Source organism: Fulvivirga marina (genome assembly GCF_016775155.1).
Lineage (GTDB): Bacteria > Bacteroidota > Bacteroidia > Cytophagales > Cyclobacteriaceae > Fulvivirga > Fulvivirga marina.
Genome location: NZ_JAEUGD010000066.1, coordinates 499,219 through 523,018, shown reverse-complemented (window position 1 = coordinate 523,018; position 23,800 = coordinate 499,219). Strand labels below are relative to the sequence as shown.

3 protein-coding genes are annotated in these 23,800 nt (G+C 43.0%); all 3 read left to right on the top strand.

Annotated elements, in window-relative coordinates; all coding sequences use genetic code 11:
• The first annotated feature begins 2 nt into the window (after positions 1-2).
• Genes JMN32_RS22795 through JMN32_RS22785 form a run of 3 tightly spaced genes read left to right on the top strand, consistent with a single transcriptional unit; the run spans position 3 to position 23,799 of the window.
• Positions 3-10,568: a non-ribosomal peptide synthetase gene (locus JMN32_RS22795; protein ID WP_202858698.1), complete on the top strand. Its 10,566-nt coding sequence runs from the start codon at positions 3-5 to the stop codon at positions 10,566-10,568.
• The gene (locus JMN32_RS22790) at positions 10,565-18,460 is read left to right on the top strand and encodes a non-ribosomal peptide synthetase (RefSeq protein WP_202858697.1); all 7,896 of its coding nucleotides are present in this window, start codon (positions 10,565-10,567) and stop codon (positions 18,458-18,460) included. Before JMN32_RS22795 ends, JMN32_RS22790 begins: the two co-directional genes overlap by 4 nt.
• Before the next feature lie 26 nt (positions 18,461-18,486).
• Positions 18,487-23,799, top strand: a complete 5,313-nt coding sequence (locus tag JMN32_RS22785; protein ID WP_202858696.1) for a condensation domain-containing protein — start codon at positions 18,487-18,489, stop codon at positions 23,797-23,799.
• Position 23,800: the final 1 nt, after the last annotated feature.

Sequence of the window (23,800 nt, the reverse complement as noted above, 5' to 3'; positions counted from 1 at the left end):
TCATGTCTTCAAAAACAGACTTCAGAAAAATAAAGGACAGTAAAAAGGCAGATATCCTGGCCAAAGTAGTTGAAGAGTTTAACAATACTGCTCAGCCTTATCCGGACTTAACGGTTCATGAATTATTTGATCAGATTGCAGCGCAATACCCCGATCATGTGGCCATTGAGCATGGTGGACAGGAGATCGACTATTTTGCTAATCCTTTCGCAGGGCAAAAAACTTACCGTGAGTTGGCTGAAGAGGCTAATCAAATGGCTAGGTTTTTACTTGATCAGGGGGTACAGATCGAAGATCGAGTAGCCGTACTTCTTGATGATAGCATTGATACTGTTATAGTATTGCTCGGTATACTTAAGGCAGGGGCAGCTTATGTATCCATTTTTCCTGACTTTCCCTATGAAAGGAAAAAGACGATCATAGACGATGCGGCCTGTCAGATACTCGTTTCATCAAAAAGCTATATAAAGTCTATCAACAAACTTCAGTGGGACTGCTCTTCTTTAAAGACTGTTCTATGTATCGATAGCCATGACGTTTACCGTGAAGTAGAACCGGAAAATGAATTGATGAAGAAGGACCTGTGGGATTTTGTTGGTGAAGATGCTCAGGATGATATTCAGGGTGGAGGCTGGACAAACAGTTACACTGGAGAAGATCTGGATAGGCTGGTCATGGATGAGTATGGTGATAACATCCTTCATAAACTGAAGCCCCTGCTTAATAAGGAGAGCCGCGTACTGGAAATAGGATGTTCGTCAGGGATAAGCCTTTTCCGTTTAGCGCCACTAGTGCAGATGTATTATGGCATCGACCTTTCGAGCGAGATACTCAAAAAAACGGAGATAGAAAGGGATAAAAGAGGATTGACTAATGTACAGCTCCAATGCCTGCCTGCACATCAGGTAGATAAGGTTGAGGAGAAAGGCTTTGATGTAATTATTATCAATAGTGTGATCCAGTGTTTCAACGGGCATAACTACTTGCGAGATGTGATCGGCAAAGCCATTCATTTACTGAATGACAAAGGAATTTTGTTTTTTGGTGATATCATGGATCAGGATTCTAAAAATGAGCTGATCGATTCACTACTTTCTTTTAAAAGGAGTAATGTGGGGAAAGGATACACCACGAAGATCGACTGGTCTAATGAACTGTTCATTGCCCGGGGATTTTTCGAAGACCTGAAATTCGACTACAACTGTATTACCCAGGTTGAGCATACAGAGAAGATATATACCATGGAGAGCGAATTGAGCCAGTTCCGCTATGATACCATGGTATCTGTAGACAAGACAATAAATAAAGAGGAGGCCGTCGAAACTCGCCATAAATACTTATTAGACAGGCGATCCCTGGATCAACATTCTTCGGAGCAGCTGGAACCCATAGGCAACTCGCGCAATATAGCATATATCACCTATACTTCAGGAACTACCGGTATTCCCAAAGGGTCGATCATTGAGCATCGTAGCATAGTGCGCCTGGTGAAAAACACCAACTTTATTGAGATCACAACCGATGATGTGGTGGCTAAAACGGCACCAGTTTCGTTTGATGCATCAACCTTTGAAATATGGGGACCATTGCTGAACGGAGCGAAGCTAAACCTGATTGAAAAAGAAACACTGCTTGATCCGAAAGGCTTAGAGCATCGCTTAAAGAACAATAATGTTACCATAGCCTGGTTTACCTCATTCCTTTTTAATGAAATTATAGATTACTCCGTCGATGTGGTCTCAGATCTCAAGACCATTCTGGTTGGAGGAGATGCCTTATCACCGGTCCATATCAATGCGGTCATGGAAGCTTACCCTGAGATTACATTGATCAATGGTTATGGGCCATCGGAAAATACCACCTTTTCAGCGTGCTTTAAAATAGACAAGCCATATGAAAAGTCAATTCCAATAGGTAAGCCAATAGCCAACTCACAATGCTATATACTCAATAAAAAATTAGAACCAGTTGCCGTAGGTATAACCGGAGAGTTGTATGTATCAGGAGATGGACTCTCCAGAGGGTACCTTAACAACCCTGAGTTGACCCATGAGAAATTTATTGACCACCCGTTTAGAAAGGGAGAGAAACTATACCGTACCGGAGACAAGGCCAAATGGTTGCCCGATGGTAATATTAGGTTTATAGGAAGGGATGATGAGCAAATAAAAGTCAGAGGTTACAGAGTTGAACTGGACGAAATAGCCGCAAGGGTCAAATCCATCACCGGGCTGAAGCAGGTACTGATCACCTTGAGGGCCAATAAAGCAGGAGAAAAAGAAATATGTGCCTATCTGGTAGCAAAAAGTAAACTCAACGCCAAGCAGTTGAAGAAGGACCTGGCATTATTCCTTCCTGACTACATGGTACCACAGCACATTCTCATTATAGACAGCTTTCCGCTTACTTCCAACGGAAAAATAAACAGACGTTTACTTCCTGATCCCGATAAGCCTACGGAACTGTCAGGGTACATCACCCCCAGAAATGAGACTGAAAAGCAGTTGTCAAAGATCTGGCAATCCATTTTAGGACTTCAAAAAGTAGGTGTCAATGAAAACTTCTTTGACATAGGAGGTCATTCCCTAAAAGCAACACAGCTTATATCTCAGGTCCAAAAAGAAATGGACGTTGACCTGAGCATCCGGGAAGTATTTACTTATCCCACTATTATGGAGCTTGCCCATATTATAGATGAGCGCGAAAATGTGGCATTCAAACATATAGAAGCTCTGGAGCCTAAAGCGCTATATGCTGTTTCGCATGGGCAAAAACGTATGTGGATACTTGATCAACTTGAAAAGAATTCACTGGCTTATCATACAGGAGCAGCTTTTATATTGAAAGGTGACCTTGATATAAGCATATTGGAGGAAGCCCTAAGAAGTGTAATTGAAAGGCACGAAGCACTGCGTACTACATTTGTAATGAAGGAAGGTGTTTTGTATCAGAAAATTCATGCCCCCGAAGCATTTAACTTCAAGCTTGGAGTTCAGTCAGTTGTTGATCAGGGCGATAATGCTGAAGAAGAAGCACGTAAATTGATCAATAAAGAAGCTTCCACACCATTTGATCTTGAGGCAGGACCATTGTTCAGAGCCAGGCTGGTTCAGGTTGAAAATGATCAATATATCATCATATTCTCCATGCACCACATCATTTCGGATGGCTGGTCATTGAAAGTACTTGTGGGAGATATCGCCAGACTCTATGAACTGTACGAGCAGGGAAAAGACAATTCGATGGAACCCCTCCGAATCCAATACAAGGATTATTCGGCGTGGCAAAATGAACAGCTAAGCGGAGATCATCTGAAATCACACCAGAAATTTTGGTGGGAACAATTTAAAGATGAAGTTCCGGTGCTTGACTTGCCCACCTGCTACCCTCGTCCTTTCGAAAAAGGCTTTAAAGCAGGTAGCTTGGACTTTATTATTGATAAAAAGCTCAAAGCCAGGTTAACAGAGTTCGGAAAGCAGACAGGTACAACTCTTTTCATGCAACTGGTAGCTTCCATCAAAAACTTGTTTTATCGCTATACAGCTCAGGAAGACATTGTCATTGGCTTCCCGATAGCTGGACGTGAGCATGAAGACCTGAGAGACCAGATCGGGCTTTATCTAAACACATTACCCATACGCACAAAGTTTTCAGGAGAAGAGAACTTCATGCAACTGCTGAACAGGGTTAGGGAAAACACGCTGAATGCCTATGAACATCAGGTTTATCCATTTGATAATCTGGTGGATGACCTCGATTTGGAGAAGGACCTTAGCCGACACCCTTTATTTGATGTTATGGTGGTGTTGCAAAACATCGATATTAATATCGATAAAAACCTGCCTGACATGGGAGGCATTCAAATTGGAAATTATGCTCCCGGGGTGGCCTCTAATAAATTTGATCTTGTATTCAATTTCTCTGAGCAGGATGATCAGTTCAAAGTAAACATCACCTTTGACCTGGACTTGTTTACCGAGACCAGAATAAAGAACTTATTTGAACACTACATTGCTTTATTGAGCGCAGCACTTGCCGAACCTACTACCGAGCTCTACAGACTTGATTATCTTTCAGATGCCGAGCAACAAACCATATTGAGACTTTCAGAAGGAGAGAGCGATCAAAGCCTGCTTAAAAGCTCATTCATTAGCCAGTTTGTAGATCAGGTTGCAACAAATCCTGAAAGCACGGCTATAGTTCACCAAGAGCAAACTGTACGATACAAAGATCTGGCAGTTCAGGCAGATCAGCTGGCTCATCATTTAAAAGACTACTTCCAGGTAAATGCCGGAGACAGGGTAGGCGTAGTAGCCAATAAAAACATCAATACCATTGTAGCCTTTCTTGCCATTATTAAACTACGGGCAGTCTATATGCCACTCGACGGTAACAGCGGCGAACATCAGTGGGAGCAGATGCTCGAGGACACCAAACCCAAGGTTATCCTTTCAGAGGCATCATTCCACGATAAGTTGGAAAATAAAGGAATACCCGCACTGATACTTGACCAAGTTGAATATTCTTCCGATACCAAGCCGCAAATAATCCCGGAGAATCTTCCCGGGGATGTTGCCTATATCATATTTACCTCCGGTTCTACGGGCAAGAGGAAAGGCGTGGAGATAACCCACAAAGCCCTTATCAACCTCTGTAATTGGTATGTTCAGCATCTTGAGATAGGAAGCGACGACAATATTTTATTACTGGTTCCGCTAAGTTTTGATGCCTCTATCAAGAACATCCTTGCTCCGTTAATGGCGGGTGCCCGATTGACCTTACTGGATGATTCCGTTAAAGATCCTGCGGAAATAGCCCGCATCATAGATAGAGAAGGAGTTACCCATATCAATTGTGTGCCAAGTGCTTTTGAGCCTGTTTTGCAGTCGGCTAAAAAAGATAATTATAAGGCACTAGCCAGCCTGAAGTGCGTTGCCTTGGGAGGTGAGTCGGCTGATGTTGCCGTGCTACAGGAGTGGATGGATTCAACCCACTGCCAGAGCAGGATCATGAACCTGTATGGTCCTACAGAAGGTACGGATACCAATACGGCCTATCTTGTCAATGAGGAAACGCTCAGGGAACTGGATACCATGCCGATAGGTACACCTATCTCCAATAACAATGTTTATATACTCGATCAGTATGCGCGCCTGGTGCCTAATGGGGTAAGAGGAGAGATTTGCATAGCCGGTACCGGAGTGGCCAGGGGGTATCTCAATAACGCTAAGCTTACCGCGGCCAGCTTTGTCAATGACCCATTTACGGAAGAGGACAAAAAGATGTATCGCAGTGGAGATGTCGGCAAGTGGTTGCCCAATGGCAATATTGAGTTTGCCGGTAGAATAGACAGACAGGTAAAAGTGAGAGGATACAGAATAGAGCCGGGAGAAATTGAAAGCGCTCTATTGATCTGCGAGGGTATTGAAAAAGCCAGAGTTGTGGTGCTGAAAGATAAGGAAGGGATCAATAATCTGGTAGCTTACTTTATCGGAGAACCCTTAACACTGGAAGAAATCAGGCATCATCTAAGCCTATATGTGGCCAACTATATGATACCTGCCTATTTTGTAAGACTTACAGAGTTCCCTCTCACAGCAAGCGGGAAAACAGATATTAAACAGTTACCCTCTCCATTTAATGGATCAGAGGGTATGCAGCTACTGGGGACCGAAAAGAAGAAAATAAGACCTAGAAATAAAAAGGAGCAGGATTTACTTCAGATCTGGCAAACATTATTGAGTAGAGAAGAAATTGGTATATATGACAACTTCTTTGCAATAGGAGGGGATTCTATTAAAGCGTTGCAGATAGTGGCCAGAGCTTATGAGCAAGGCTATAAAATAGACATGAAGAGTATTTACTCCAACCCTACAGTGGCTGAGTTGGCAGCAACTGCACAGCAGGCTGTACAGGAGACGGAGCAAGGGGTTGTTTCAGGTGATCTGCCGCTTACGCCTATTCAGGCTGATTTCTTTCAAACGGTTACCCAAGAGCCATCTCATTTTAACCAGGCAGTAATGTTCCGCTTCAAGGAGCATATAAACGTTGAGACACTACAGGCTATCTTTTCTAAAATACAAGAGCACCATGATGCTTTAAGGATCACTTTTAAGCAATCAGGTGATCAGGTAACTGCTTATAACAACGACTTAAGTCTGCCGCTTTCCATTAAGAAGTACGATTTGAGCGATAAGGAAGAAACTGAAGCGTTGACAGAGCTCAAGGAGATTGCGGGGCAGTTACAGGCAGGGTTCAACCTTGAAGAAGGACCCCTGATGACCTTAGGGCTGTTTCAGTTTAAAGACTGCGACCGGCTTTTAATTGTGATCCATCATTTGGTGGTTGATGGTATTTCATGGAGGATTCTGTTTGAAGATATGCAGCGTCTCTATGAGCAACATCAGGAAGGGAAGCCATTTAACCTTCCGGCCAAGACCACTTCATTTAAACATTGGGCGCAACAACTTTCGGATTATGCCCATTCAGCGAAAGCGCTAAAGGATATTGATTACTGGACTAAGTTAACTCAGGAAGAATATCAGGCCGTTCCAAGAGACTTTGAAGATGGAACATGCTTCCATGAGCACATTACCAGTCTGCGTTTTAACCTAAGTAAGGAGCAAACCCAACTTTTACTCACCAAGGTTAATCAGGCTTTTTACACAGAGATCAACGACATACTGTTGACAGCCCTGGGCATGGCAATGAGCAAGACCTTTGGACTGAATAAATTATGGGTAGACCTGGAAGGGCACGGAAGAGAAGATATACTGGATAATGTAGATATCAGCAGAACCGTGGGGTGGTTTACAAGTTCTTATCCGGTACTTCTTAATATGGAGTATGCTGATGATACTGCCTTACAGATCAAAACGATCAAGGAGCACCTGCATCAAATTCCTAACAAGGGAATCGGCTATGGTATAGGAAAATACCTAACCCCTAAAAAGGATCAAAAAGGATTGGATGCGGTTCAAGCTCAGATCATTTTTAATTACCTGGGCCAATTCGATTCGGATGTTGAGAACCTCGCCTTCGAGGTTACCGATGAAGAAACAGGTGCGTTGCAAAGCCCGGAACAACAGCGTAAGCACGACCTGGATGTATCAGGCATGATCGCCGAACAGCAGTTAAGCATGGCTATCTCTTTTAGCGATAAGCAATACAAAAAGGAAACCATTGAAAAGCTGGTAGACAGTTACAAGCAATCGCTGGAAGCATTAATAGATTATTGTACAGCCCAAACGCAGTCTGTACATACTCCGGCTGACTTTACTTATAAGAAGCTTTCGCTGGAAATGCTCGACAAACTAAATGATCAGTATGCCGTTGAGGATATTTACCCGCTTTCTCCATTGCAGGAGGGACTTCTGTTCCATTCCCTGTATGATAGAGACTCTCAGGCCTACTTTGAGCAAATATCATATTCGGTTAAAGGTACACTGGATGAATCAGTAGTTAGGAGAGCAATAACCGAGCTTTCAAAACGGCATGATATTTTGCGTACAGGCTTTGTGCATGAAGGCGTGGCACTTCCGTTACAGCTTGTTCTGGCAGACCGTGGTATTACCTTTAAGCATGAAGACCTCAGTCAATTGGCAGATCAGGGAGAGAAAGAAAAAGCAATTAGAGGTTATAAAGAAAATGATAAGAAGCAGAAACTTGATCTTGCAAAAGACGAGTTGATGCGTTTATCACTCATCAAACTGGAAGAAAATGAGTATATCTTCATTTGGAGTTATCACCATATATTGATGGATGGCTGGTGCCTTGGAGTACTCATTCAGGAGTTTTATGAAATATACAGGAGTTACGTTCAAAATCAGCCACATTCACTATTGCCATCAGTTCCTTATAAGCGCTACATTCAGTGGCTGGATAAGCAGGATAGAAAGACAGCTGCAGATTACTGGGGACAATATCTTGATCAGTATGAAGAAGCAGCCTTTATTCCTCAAAGCCGCATAGTTAACAGACAGGAATATAAGCAAGGCCAGTTCAGATTTGAGATTAGCGAGGAGGTAACAGAAAAGCTGAATCAAATATGCACCCACTACAATGTGACCCTGAATACTGTAATTCAGGCCATATGGGGGATAATGCTCGGCAGGTATAACCAAAGGGAGGATGTCGTGTTTGGTTCCGTAGTGTCAGGGCGCCCTGCTGAAATCCCTGGTATAGAAAGGATTGTAGGCTTATTGATCAACACCTTGCCGGTCCGGGTTGATTATGAAGAAAATGAAAGCTTTGATACACTGATAGCTAAAATGCAACAGGCAGCTGTAGAAAGCGAAGCCTATCAGTTTTTTCATTTGGCAGATATCCAGTCCAACTCTCCATTGAAGGAGCAGCTGTTTGACCATATTTTGGCATATGAAAATTATCCTCTCGAAGCTCAGGTTAAACAAGGACTGGAAGAAAACTCTTCAGAGGTTGGGATGGATATTTCGGATGTTGATGCCATAGGGCAAACCAATTACAACTTTAATGTGATCATCAACCCGGGGTCTTCCATTAAATTCACCATTGATTACAATCAAAACTTATATGATCAAGCCTTCATAGAAAGTATTTCAGGCCATATCAGACAGATCGCCGGGGAAGTATCTGCCAATCCGCAGATGAATATCGGGCAAATAGAATTACTCAGCTCAGATGAGCGTGAAGCTGTATTGACGGCCTTTAATGACACGCATGCTGAGTATGACCGCAATATGACGTTGCATGGCACGTTTGAACAGCAAGCAGCGCTGTCACCAGATGCCACGGCATTAGTGCATAAAAATGAGCAGTTTACCTATGCAGCGCTAAACGCAAATGCCAACCAACTGGCACATTACTTAACGCCATTTGTGGAGGGCAGTACCAATTGCATTGTAGCAGTAATAATGTCACCATCCGTATTGATGGTGGAAACCCTGTTGGGTATACTCAAATCGGGAGCGGCATACCTGCCCATTGATGTGGAATACCCGGCTGATCGTGTACAATACATGCTAAAGGACTCCAATGCCAGGGTTATTATCACTGATGATAGCGAGCATGTTGCTAAACTGGAGTTGGAAAACATAGAAGTTATCAACGTCAACGATAAGCCAAAAGGTCTTGCTGCAAGCCCAACGGACAACCTCACATCAACCGGAGGAGCGGAAGATCTGGCCTATGTACTCTATACTTCAGGGTCAACAGGTCTGCCGAAAGGCTGTATGATCACCCATAGAAATGTGCTCAGACTCATTAAAAATGACCGCCATCGCTTTGATCTGTCATCTGCAGATGTCTGGATATTGGCACATGCCTATATTTTTGATTTTTCTGTATGGGAAATGTACGGTGCATTGCTTTACGGTGCCAAGTTGATTGTCCCCACAAGGGCGGAAGTCAAGGATGTTGCAAATCTGGCAAACCTGATTCAGGAGCACAGGGTTACAATACTCAACCAAACCCCGTTGGCATTTGAATACCTTTCCGATAAACTCAAAACATTAACCGGACTGGATGAGCACCTGAGGTTCATTATTTTGTCTGGGGACCGATTGGATACCATTAAACTAAAATCCTGGACAGAGGTTTATCCACCGGAAAAGATTAAGCTCATTAACATGTATGGTATTACGGAAACTACAGTAGTTTCCAGCTACCATGAGATCACCATGGAAGATATTCGAGAGTACTCTAATACCAAAGGCAGTCCTATTGGTAGTTTATTACCTGAATGTACTTTGCATGTATTGGACAATAAAGGCAGGTTATTACCCCACGGTGTAGTAGGTGAGTTATATATGGGAGGTACAGGGGTTAGTCAGGGATATCTGAATAATGAAAAGCTTACAAAAGAGCGTTTCATTGAAAGTCCATTTGAAAAAGGCAAGCGCCTGTACAAAACGGGTGACGCCGGAAGATGGCTACATGATGGCACCCTTGAATTCTTTGGAAGAATTGATAATCAGGTAAAAATCAGAGGGTATAGAATAGAGCTTGGAGAAATAGAGCAACAGCTCCTTACCATGAAGGAAGTGACCCATGCCATTGTCAGAGTGCATAAAGATCAGGGGAATAACGATGGTTTGATTGCCTATATCATGGCAACTTCAAAAGTGGATCAGGCATCTGTAAAGGCTCATCTCGCTCAGAAACTTCCTAACTACATGATACCGGCTTACTTTATCCAAATTAATGAAATACCATTGACCATTAGCGGTAAAGTTAATTTTAAAGCATTACCTGCCGTATCTCATGGCAATGCTACTGAAAAAGCAGAATACGTTGCGCCCAGAAATGCTGTTGAAAGTCAGTTGGTTGAGATCTGGTCTGAACTGCTCAATCTGGAGAAAGTAAGTGTTACCGATAACTTCTTTGAACTCGGAGGACATTCACTTAAAGCCATAAGAGCTTTATCGCGTATTCAACAGGCATTCGGTGTGAAAATAGAATTAGAATCAGTCTATGAACACCCCACAATAGAAAAGATAGCTGAGATTATAGGAGCCATGGAATTACTTGATGATTCTCAGCAACTCGGCAATGATTCAGAAGAAACACAATACGAAGAATTAACATTATGAGGGTTGGTGAACTTTTAGAGAAGCTAAAAGCCAGTAACATTACGTTACGGTTGGTAGATGGTCAACTCAAGGTCAAAGCACCTGTTGGCGCTCTGACACCTGATATAAAACAGGCTTTGCAGGAAAACAAGCAGGCAATTCTTGATTTGCTGGGCAATGCCTCGCAGCCGAAGTTACCAGCTATCGTACCAGTAGCCGAAGCAGACTGGTATGAGGTGTCGCATGCTCAAAAACAGCTTTGGCTGGTTAACCATTATAAGAGTGCCAAGACATCCTACAATATTTCAGGAGTGTTTTCTGTAGAAGGAGAGCTGGATATAGCCCTGTTTGAAAGAGCCGTTTATCAGCTTGCATCCAGACATGAAATTCTGCGAACTACTTTTATTACCATAGAGGGAGAACCTAAACAGCGCATTAGTGAAAAGCCGGAGATTAATCTGGAAACTTTTGACCTGGTCAATGAAAATGATGCGACCGGGAAGTTGGATCAGATCATTAAAGATGATTCCGATGCCCTGTTTGATCTGGCGACAGGCCCATTGTGGAGGTTGAAATTCGTTCGTCTTGGAGAAAACAAGCACTATATCATCATCAACATGCATCATATCATTTCTGATGCCTGGTCGATGAACGTTATTTTCAATGAAGTGCTGACCAACTATTCAGCATTGCGGTCTGATAATAACTATTCGCTGCCCCCACTGAACATTCAGTATAAAGATTACGCTGCATGGCAACTCAGTCTGCTGAAGGGTGACTACCTGAAAGAGACGGAGGCCTATTGGCTCAATCAGTTCAAAGGCAAGAGTACAGTGCTAGATCTACCTTTGGATTACACCAGACCCCAGGGTAAGACCTTTGAAGGCAGGTCTGTTGACATAACTTTTGATGAGGAACTGACTGGGCGAATAGAGAAATTTGCCAAAGCGCATAAAGCCAGTTCGTTTATTCTTTTGGTAGCAGCAGTGAAGTCACTATTGTACAGGTATACCGGACAGTCTGAGATTGTGGTGGGCACCACCACCTCAGGAAGAACAAATTACGACCTGGAAAGCCAGATAGGTTATTATATCAATACGCTGGCGCTACGCTCCACAGTAAATGGTGAAGATAGCTTTGAAACATTGCTCAATCAGGTCAACCGCAATACCCTACAGGCGTTTAAGCATGAGCTTTATCCATTTGATAAACTTGTTGAAACTTTACAGTTAAACCCTGATGCAGGCAGGTCTCCATTATTCGATGTTCTGGTTGAGTTTGTAGATATGGACGAAGGGGCGCAAACTAACCCTGACGAAGACCTGATCATTCAACCGGTTAACGGACAAAATACTATCAGCAAGTTTGATCTTTCTTTCCGTTTTATCAAAAGCGGACAAAGGCTGACATTCTACCTTGAATATAAAACAGCCTTATTCAAAGAGGATAAAGCTCAAATGATCTCCACTCATTTTCAACAATTGCTAAAAACGGTAATTGAAGACAGTAGTATTTCTGTGCAAAGTCTTGATTATTTTTCATCAGGAGAAATACAAAAGCTACAAGCTTTTGAATGTGGTGAGCGTGCATTAATTGGAGAAGAAACGGTTGTAGACAGCTTTAAGGCTCAGGTACGGAAAACACCCGATGCGGATGCCGTGCTATTTGGAAATGTAAAGCTTACCTACAAAGAACTGGACGAGAAATCTGACCAATTGGCAGCGCGCCTGATTGAACAGTACGAGGAGGGTAAGAAGCCTGTTGTCGCACTTTTAATGGACCCCTCTGAACTATTATTGATTGGTATGTGGGGGATATTGAAGGCAAATGCAGTAGTGCTTCCATTGTCAACAAACCAGCCACTTACAAGAACTGCTTTCTACCTTGCTGATGCGCAGGTTGATCTGGTAATTACCCATTCCGACTTTATGTTTGATTTGCCAGAAGATTTCAAGGGAGAAATCATGGCTCTGGATATAGAATTGGACACTTTTAAGAATACTTTACCTGAGTTAATATATCATCATGACGACCTGGCTTATGTAATTTATACCTCAGGCTCTACAGGTACACCGAAGGGAGTGGCTGTTGCCCATAAGAGTTTGACCAACTATTTAAAATGGGCCAATAACTATTATTTTGAAGGCAAAAGCGGGTTCAACTTCCCTCTGTTTACATCAGTTTCATTTGACCTGACATTTACCAGCATTTTTAGCACCCTAACTCGTGGTGATGCCGTAGTTATTTCACCGGAAAAAGAAGTTGGAGTGCTGCTGAGGGAAATGTTCGATCCGGAAAATAGCCGTGTGCAGGCGGTGAAAATGACACCATCACATGTTAGCTTACTGGGCGGACTGCAATTGACGAAAACGAAAGTCTCTCATGTCATATTGGGAGGTGAAGAAGTAAGGCAATCTCACTACGATTTTCTGAAACAGCTCAATAGCGATATTAAAATATATAATGAATATGGTCCAACCGAGACCACCATTGGTTGTACGGTAAAACTGATGTCGGATGATCAGGATATACTATCCATCGGAAGGCAAATTGTCAACACCTCAATATACATACTGGATAGTACTATGAACCGCGTGCCGGTTGGCGTAGAAGGAGAAATGTATATAGGAGGGGACTGCCTGGCCAAAGGATATCTGAATAACCCATCACTTTCTGAGAATAGCTTTTTACCTAATCCTTTCAAGCCAGGGGAAAGGCTGTATAAAACCGGTGATTATGCCAGATGGTCCCCTTTAGGAGAGCTCTTATTTAGTGGAAGAAAAGACCATCAGGTCAAGATCCGTGGTAACCGCATAGAGCTTGAAGAAATAAGGCAGGCCATACTGAAATATGAAACCATTGATGAGGCAGTTGTAATCGCTAAGACTGATGAAAATCAGGATAAGCAATTAGTGGCTTATTATTTAAGCAAAAATGATCAGGACTCATCTGAAATAGCAAAGCACCTGAGAGATCTTCTTCCAACATATATGGTGCCTAATTTCCTGATGCAGATCGAGGAACTACCCATTAACAATAACGGTAAGCTGGACACTAAGGCACTTCCTGATCCTTTTGCTGTTCATGGCACAACCCAAAAGAAGGCATGGCAACCTGCCGGACCAGCGGAGACTAAGCTGGCCAACATTTGGAAGGAAGTCCTGAATCTTGACGTAGTGGGAGCAGAGGATGAATTTTTCCAGCTTGGAGGGGACTCGCTGAGAGCTACACAGATGGTAGTCAGGATCAGACAAGAGCTGGGAGCGCCTATAGAGTTGGAAAATATATTTGACCATTCCACTATAGAGCGATTGGCAGCATTTGTAGGATCACTGGCTGGTGAGGTGCATGACACTATACCTGCACTGGAAAAACAAGACCTCTATGAAGTGTCGTATGCCCAAAGACGTTTATGGATTTTACATACTCTGGGAGATGCCCAAACCCCTTATAACCTTCCCGGTGCCTGTATTTTCAAGGGAGGGTTTGATCGTTCCGTTTTTGAGCAAGCCATCCGGTTTGTTATTCAAAGACATGAGATATTACGCACCACTTTCGTGGTGGTGGACGGAGAACCCAAACAGAAAATAGCTGATCATGTCAATTTTGACCTGGCATATACTGAACTTCCAGAGGGAGAATCTCAGAAAAATGAGTTAGATCAACTGTTAGAAGAATTTGCCTACACCCGCTTTGACTTAGAAAACGGGCCTGTTTTCAGAGCAAAATTGGTTGGCCTTTCGCCAGAGCGTTGTTGCCTGTTTTTTGTCATCCACCACATCATCTCCGACGGGTGGTCCATGCAAGTGTTGGTAAATGAAATAGCTCAGGTTTATCAGGCTATGCTTAACCAGATGACACCGGACTTGCCACCGCTTCGAATCCAGTATAAAGATTATGCAGACTGGCAAAGGAAGCAACTGAGCAGCCAGGAATTTGAAGCAAAAAACTACTGGCTCGATGTGTTTAAACAACCTATACCGGTACTCGATTTGCCTACCGACTACCTGAGGCCGCCAATCAAAACCTTTGAAGGAAAGCTTTTTACGGAGGTAATTGCAGCGCCTTTCAGCGATAAACTCAAAGAACTGAGTCAGGCCCATAATACTACATTATTTACACTGTTACTTTCCTCAGTATATGGTTTACTTAAGTATTATTCAGGTCAGCAGGATATTATCATTGGTACGCCCGTTGCAGGAAGAAATCACCTGGAGCTGGAGAATCAGCTGGGATGCTTTGTAAACACCCTCGCCTTAAGGCTTGATTTTGATAAGAACACGTCATTTAATGATTTGCTGGATGGAGTCCAGTCGATTACAAGAAATGCTTTTAAGCATCAAATTTACCCATTCGATGAATTAGTAGATCAGCTGGAATTGGACAAGGATCTGAGCCATTCGACTTTGTTTGATGTCATGGTACAGCTACAGAACGAAAAAGGCATATTGAGCCATGAAGAATATGACGATGTGCTGTTGATGGAGAACTATGACGTCGATTTTAAATATACAAAATTTGACCTGTCGTTTAATTTCAGAGAGAGCCATGAGGGATTAGTGATTGAAGTAGAGTATAATACCGATCTCTTTAAGTCCACTACCATAGAAAGAATGGTTAACCACTACACTAACCTGCTTACTGCAGTGGTGGAAGATTCGTCATTGGCCCTGGAAGATATTCCTTTCATGAATTCTTCAGAGGAGGAGCTTGTTTTGAAAGGGTTTAATACTACCAGTCAACCATACCCGGAAAGGCTTACTCTACATCAGATCTTTGAAAACCAGGTAGATAAATCTCCGAACGATATAGCGGTGATTTTTGAAGACAAACAGTTAACCTATAGTGAATTAAACTCAGCGGCAAATCAATTTGCCCACCATCTCCTGGAGCGCTTCCAGGTAGAAGAAGAGGACCTGGTGGCCGTAGTACTGGAGCGATCAGAGAACATGATGATTGCCCTGTTGGGTATTTTGAAAGCGGGAGCCGTTTATGTACCTATTGATCCGGAATACCCTGCAGAGCGCTTAGAATTCATTATCCAGGATACTCAGGCAAAAGCTATAGTGGTAGATGAAAGGAAAGTGCTGGCAGACAAACAACTGACACTTTCTAATGTAATCAGTTTTGCTGAAGACCATGCAGCGATTTCCGGTGCTAACACGGAGAACCCGAATCTCACCTGTGCCCCAAACAGGCTGGCTTATGCCATCTACACTTCAGGTTCTACAGGACGGCCAAAGGGTACCTTGATTGAGCATGCCGGTGTAGTCAATAGAATCGATTGGATGTGGAAGTACTGTGGCTTCAATACTAACGATGTAATCTTCCAGAAAACACCATATGTATTTGATGTTTCCGTATGGGAGATCTTCATGACACTTTGCTATGGAGCGCGATTAGTGTTGTGTAAAAGAGAAACTATCTACGACCCGGAGCAAATTGCAGACCTCATTCATAAGCACAAAATCACCACTTTGCACTTTGTGCCCACTATGCTGAAGATCTGGCTGGAGTCAATCGGAGGATCAGATGAAGTGAAACTCAGCTCCCTTAAAAGAGTCATTGCCAGTGGAGAAGCATTGCTGCCTGAAATGGTCGCCAAATTCTACAAGATATTTGATATTCCACTTCACAACCTGTATGGGCCTACAGAAGCATCAGTGGATGTGAGTGCATACGATACGGTAAGTACAGACAGCATCGTTCCCATCGGTAAACCCATTGCTAACATCAGGCTTTATATTCTTGATGAAAACAAAAAGCCATTGCCCGTAGGTGTAAACGGAGGGCTTTACATATCAGGAGTAGGAGTAGCCAGAGGATACTTGAACAGACCCGACCTGACCAGGGAGAAATTTATTGACAATCCATTTGCAGAACCAGGCTATGAGAAGCTTTACAGAACCGGGGATATTGCAAAATGGCTACCGGATGGAAATATTCAACTGGCAGGAAGAGAAGATGATCAGGTAAAGATAAAAGGATTCCGGATAGAGTTGGGAGAGATCTCCAATGTGCTTTTGAGTCACGATGGTGTGAAAGAAGCTCTGGTGGTAGTCAAAGAAGACACGCAGGGAGAGAAGTACCTGGCAGCCTATTATATACCAAAATCTGAGCAGGAGATAGATTTTATAGACTTTTTAAGAAATAAGGTGCCAGCCTATATGGTTCCTGCCTATTTCATTCCTATGGAGTCGTTTCCATTTACCCCCAACGGAAAGTTGGATACCAGGAAATTACCTGCCCCTGCGGAAAGCATAGAAGAACCTCAAAGCGAGGTTTATGAAAACGAGCTTCAGGAATGCCTGGCCGCTGTATGGAAATCAGTTTTAGGAAGGAAAAAGATCACCATCGACGAAAACTTCTTCTCCATAGGTGGGGATTCGATTAAATCTATTCAGGTGGTAGCCAAGCTGCATGAACTGAAATACAAAATAAGTACACAGGATATCTTTCAGTTTCCTACCATCAGAGAGTTATCGCGCGTTGTTAGCGTCAAGGAAGGCTTTGCCGATCAGTCTACGGTAAAGGGCAGAGTACCACTTTCTCCAGTACAAACGCAGTTTTTTGAGAAAGCTAAAAAACACTCGAACCATTACAACCAGGCATTGATGATCACCTCTGAGCAGCGCATGGATAAGCAGGTGATCAGCACCATTTTTAAGAAGCTTATAGCGCACCATGATGCTTTGCGAATGAGCTTTAAAACCAGGAATAATAAGATTGTACAGTATAATCATGCTTTGAGTTACCCATTGCATATAGAAGAGCACGATTTGCAGAACAGTCAGTCGCCACAAAGTGAGTTGACCGCTATTGCTGAAGAGCTGCAGGCAAGCATTGATCTGGCAAAGGGTCCTTTGCTCAAGCTGGGTTTGTTTCATATGCCAGATGGAGACAGGCTGTTGATGGCCATTCATCATCTGGTCATGGATGTTGTATCGTGGTTTATCCTGCTGGGAGACCTCGAATTGCTGTACAGACAACACCAGGAAGGTTCAAAACTGATGCTACCACCAAAGGATGACTCATTTAAGAAGTGGTGCGAAAGGATGGCAGACCATGCAAAAAACGGTCTTTTACCCGAAGAGAGAAATTACTGGAAAACACTGGCCTCAAAACCGCTATCCCATATCACCCTGGACTTCTCTGATGAGACCAATATGAACAAAGATGAGCAGCGTGAAAATTTCAGACTCAGCAAAGAAGAAACTGAAAACCTGACAACCAAGGTAGGAAAGGCGTTTAATACCGAGATCAACGACATCTTGTTGGCAGCACTTTCCCTGGCTGTTTACAGGCATTTTGGACTTTCTCAGGTTGCCGTAGCTATGGAAAGCCACGGGAGGGAAGAGTTGTTTTCCGATATCAATATTAATAGAACCATCGGATGGTTTACCAACATTTACCCGGTTGTGCTTGAGGTAAATGATGCAAACGACCTGTCTCGCTATATTAAAAATATAAAAGAGCAAATGCGCCACATTCCCAATAAAGGACTGGGGTATGGCCTGGCCAGGTATCTTGCTCCGGAGGAGGCTCCCGAAAATCAATGGGATATCAAGCCGCAAATGAGCTTTAACTATTTGGGGCAGATGGATGCCGCAGTAGACAACTGGTCTTTTGGTATTGCCTCTGAATCTTATGGAGCCACGCAAAGCCCCGAAAATGAAAGGGACTATGTCTTGGAAGTTACAGGCGCTATTACTGATGGTGAGCTTGACATGGCGGTGATTTATGGAGCCAGACAGTTTAAGCCAGAAACGATGAACCTGTTCATGAAGCACTATCAGGAGGCACTGACAGAAATTATTGCTCTCTGTACAGAGAAAAAATCAACAGATATAACCCCTAGTGATCTGGGGTATAAAAACATTTCCATGGAACAACTGGAAAACTTCTTTAACTAATCTAATAGCATACACTATAGTATTTTATGCAGAATTACGAAAATATTCAGGATATCTACACACTGTCACCGTTGCAGGAAGGGATGTTTTATCATTATTTACAAAATCAGGATTCCAAATCCTATTTTGAACAGCTTTCCTACCGTTTTAAAGGGGCGCTGGATATAAAACTGGTAGAAGAGAGTGTTCAGCAATTGTTTGACCGGCACGACGTGCTTCGTACCCAGTTCTTTAATGATAAGGCGGATGTAATGTTGCAGGTAGTCCTAAAAGAGGTGACAGCAGATTTTCATTTTGAAGACCTGCGTGGAAAAGCAACATCTGAAGAGAAGCTCACCCATGTTGAAGAATATAAAAAACGAGATAAGGAGAACTCATTTAATCTGGAAAAGGACCTCTTGATGAGGGTTGCCATATTGCAACTGGATGATGAAGAATATGAATTGATCTGGAGCCATCATCATATCATTGTAGATGGCTGGTGCATGGGCATACTCATCCAGGAGTTTTTTGAGCTTTATAAAAGCAAGCTGGAAAACAGGCCGCACAGATTGCCTTCCGTAACTCCTTATAGAAGATATATCGAATGGCTTGAAAAACAGGATAGAAATGGCTCCAGAGAATACTGGAAAGGCTACATACAGGGCTATGATCAGCTGGCAAGTATACCCAGGTCCGTCACATCGGAAGGGAAATCATATGATAGACAGGAACTATACGGATATTTTGAGGATAAGAGCTATAAAAAGCTTCAACTGTTTGCTGAAAAATATCAGGTAACGCTCAATGCTGTTTTCCGGGGCATCTGGGGAATAGTACTGTCAAAATATACCGGTCAGAATGATGTGGTATTTGGTACCGTAGTTTCGAGCCGTCCTCCGGAAATTGAAGGCATAGAGCAAATGATCGGCTTATTTATAAATGCCAACCCGGTAAGGGTGAAATTTGATGCTACATCACCTTTCCATGAACTGGCTCAAAAGCTGCACAGCGATATGGGCGAAAGCCAAAGGCATGCACACCACCCTATAGCTGATATCCAGGAACTGACCCCACTCAAAGGAAACCTGATGGATCACATGTATGGGTTTCAAAACTTTGCACAGGCCGCTGAGATAGACCTTGGATCTGGTCAGGCAGAAGAGGGGCAAGATGACCTTTTAGAGGTTCAGGGCACAAGTACATTTGAACAGACCAATTATGATTTAACCATTAAGATACTCCCCGTGAGTCGGTTGGGTGTTCAGGTCGAATTTAATGCCAACGCCTATGCGCCACACTTTGTCAAAACCCTGATCGATCAGGTGATATCAGTGGCTGAACAAGTGATCTTAAAAGAGGAAATAAGAATAAACGAGATTAACTTCTCCTTATCCGACAGCGACCTTAAAGCGTTTTACCTTAATTACAATCAAAATCAGACTGCATATCCCCGGGATAAAAACATAGCGCAGTTATTTGAGGAAAACGTTTCTGCCAATCCTGAGAAAATAGCGTTGGTGCATAACAACCAGTCATTGACTTATGAACAACTGGATAAGTTATCAAACCGCATGGGGCACTTTGTACAGCAGCAGGAAATTCAGGCAGGAGATACCGTAGCCATTTTAATGCACCCCTCTGTTAACCTGATAGCTGCCATACTGGGTATATTGAAGGCGGGGGCTAACTACCTGCCCATCAATACAGAGTATCCACAGGAACGTATGCAGTATATGTTGCGTGATACCGGATCAAAACTGTTGATGTCAGAGTCAGCCTTCATCCGCGAGTTGAACCAGTTGCAATGGGAATGCAAAGACCTGAAAACATTTATCTGCCTGGATAGCGAGGATGTCCATAACGAAAACGAATCAAGAGGGGCATTAATGGACAAAGAGCTTTGGGAGTACATTGGAAATTCGGCAGATGATGATATCTCAGGCGGTGGCTGGGTAGATAGCTACAAGGGCGAAAAGTTTACCCGTGAGGAAATGGATGAATATGGAGAGAATGCCCTGCAAAAGCTGCTACCATACCTGGACAAGACCAAAAAAGTATTGGAAATAGGCTGTGCTTCTGGTATCACCATGTTTCGAGTGGCCCTCCATGTGGCTGAATATTACGGTACAGACCTGTCTCAGGCCATCATTGATTCCAACAAGCAAGTATGTGATACCAAGGGAATTGAAAATATCAAACTATTCTGCCTTGAAGCTGAGAATGTGCTTGATATCGATGTGCGCGATTTCGATATTATAATCATCAATAGTGTAGTTCAGTGTTTTAGTGGCTACAATTACCTGAGAAAAATCATCAAAGACCTCATCTCCATGATGAGTGAAGAAGGTATCATTTTCCTGGGAGACCTGTATGATCATGACAAAAAGGAATCATTGGTAGAAGCCATGAAAGCCTATAAAAAGGAGACCAGGAATTTTAAAACAAAAATTGACTTTTCGAATGAACTGTTTGTTGCCAGAGGTTTTCTGAATGATCTCCAGGCTGATTTTGAGGAGATCAGTCGTATCGACCATTCCGACAAAATAGCTTCTGTAGATAATGAAATGACAGCATTTCACTACGACAGCGTATTGCACATCAACAAAGGCAAAACCGATAAGCCAGCTTTTGAGAGAGAGAAATTCCAGTACGATGCTACTGCTTTAAGATCTTGCAGTGAAGCACCGCTACAGACAGATCTCGACCCAACACAGATATCCAATATCATCTACACCTCAGGTTCAACCGGTAACCCTAAGGGAGTGACCATTCCACATCGCGGTATAGTCAGACTGGTAAAAGATACCGATTACATGTCAGTGCAGTCTGAAGATTGCTGGGCACAGAATGTTAACATATCATTTGACCCATCAACGCTGGAAATATTTGGAGCACTGCTCAATGGAGCGACCCTGTCTATAACTGATAAAGACAAGCTGCTGGATATTGACCATTTCCAACAGTATTTGTTAAAACATAACATTAGCATGATGGTGTTGATTACACCTGTCTTTCATGAGTTTGCTAATTTGAACCCCGCTATGTTTAAGACTCTTAAGACTTTGATCATAGGAGGTGAAGCACTCAATGCTGTACAGGTTAGAAAGGTTATGGCAGTTTGTCCCGAGCTTCAGATTATTAATGCTTACGGACCTACTGAAAACTCCGTAATTTCTACCACTTATCAGGCTACAGGAGATGAAGGTATTATGCCTATTGGCAAGCCCATGTCGAACTCTGAGGCTTACATCATCAACGAAAATTCAGAGCCTCTGCCAGTAGGTATAGTCGGCGAACTGGGTGTAGCAGGTGACGGAGTGGCGCATGGCTATCTGAATGCCCCGGAATTGACTGCTGAAAAATTTGTGAGCCATCCGGTAAAAGAAGATAGCCTGTTATACAAAACAGGAGACCTGGCCAGGCTACGAGAAGATGGTAATATTGAATTTGTAGGCCGTGTAGATAACCAGGTAAAAATCAGAGGGTATCGTATAGAACTGGAAGAAATTGAAAAGACGATCCTCAGCATTCCTCAAGTAACAGCAGCGGTAGTATCAGTGCTCGAACCAGAGGGTGTGGGCAAACAACTATGCGCCTACGTACAACTGCTGGAAAATATTACCGATGAGGAATTTCAGGATCTGATCACTATTGATCTGCCAAAATATATGGTTCCTGATTACTTCGTAAGGCTTGAAAAACTTCCTCTTACCGCCAATGGCAAAGTGGATCGTAAAGCATTGCCTATGCCAGAGGAGTTAAAGCATAAAGTCACTGAGAATTATATAGCTCCGAGAAATGAGACTGAAGAAAAACTGGTAGAAATATGGTCAGGTATATTGGGTAGAAACCTGGTGGGTATTGACGATAACTTCTTTAAGATTGGCGGTCACTCTTTGAAAGCCACCCAGCTGGTTTCCAAGATTTACCGGGAAATGAAAATCAAGATAGAATTGTCTGAAGTATTCGCCAGCCCAACGATCAGGGAGATAGCCGATAAAATTTCCCAACAGGGAAGAGAAGGGTATCAGCGCATCGAGCCGGTAGAACCACAGGAACACTATGTCATTTCTCACGCTCAGAAGAGACTTTGGATTCTTAATGAATTTGAGGAACAGCAAAAGTCATACAACTCCAGCAGCGCATTTTACCTGGAGGGAATCGACCCGGAAATATTTGAAAGAGCACTCAATACTATTGTAGAGAGACATGAAGCCTTGAGAACCACCTTTATCAACCAGGGAGGAGTGCCTTATCAAAAGATCCATGAGTTGAAAGATCTTGATTTTAAACTTAGCCATATTGACCTAAGCCAGGAGGCCGAAGGGGAAGAGAAGGCTGCAAAATTAGCCCATGAGCAAGGAGAGCAGGTCTTTGACCTGGCCAAAGGTCCCTTGATGCGTGCCATGCTGATAAAACTTACAGATGATAAGTGGCTGTTTGCATTTACGATGCACCACATCATATGCGATGGTTGGTCTATGCAGGTGCTAACCGGTGAGCTTGATAAAGTATATGAAGCTTACAAAAATGGTAAGCCCAATCCACTGCCGGAATTGCGAATTCAGTATAAAGACTTTGTCTATTGGCAAAACAACATCATCAATGAGAAAGAAGAGCAATACTGGCTCAACAAGCTGGCAGGTGTAAATGGCTGTATCGCATTACCCTATGACTTCGAAAAAACGAATGAAAACACATTTGATGGTAAGAATGTAATAACCTTCCTGGACCTTGAGTTGACCACTCAACTTAAAGAACTGGCCCTGGAACATAATACTTCACTTTCAACCGTCGTCTTTACCATCTTCAATATATTGCTGTACAATATTTCGGGTCAGCAGGACCTGGTAGTGGGAGTGGCCATAGCCAATAGAAACCACCCGGATCTTGAAAACCTGGCAGGCTTCTTTGTAAACATATTGGCCATTCGTAACCAGATGGAAGAAGACGCAGCCTTTGAAGATATACTGAAGAAAAGTTCGGAAAGTATGACCTCTGCATTTGACCATCAAAACTACCCGTTTGATCTCATCGTGGAGAAGCTAAACCCGGAGAGAGCAGGTAATGTACAGCCACTTTTTAACGTACTATACGGTTTTCAAAACTTTACAGACCTCTTTATAGACTTTGAAGAAACAGAAAAATCCGATCAGACTATCAAGGCCAAGGGACTAGAGCAGGACTTTGAAACTTCCAAGTTTGACCTGACGCTTTTTGTCTACGAATATGAGAATGGGTTGCAGTTGGCATTTGAGTACAACTCATCCCTGTTTAAAGCTGCTACCATAGAAGAGTGGATGGGCTATTTCAAAGGATTTTTACAACACGCAAGTCAGGTTACTGAGAATATTTAAT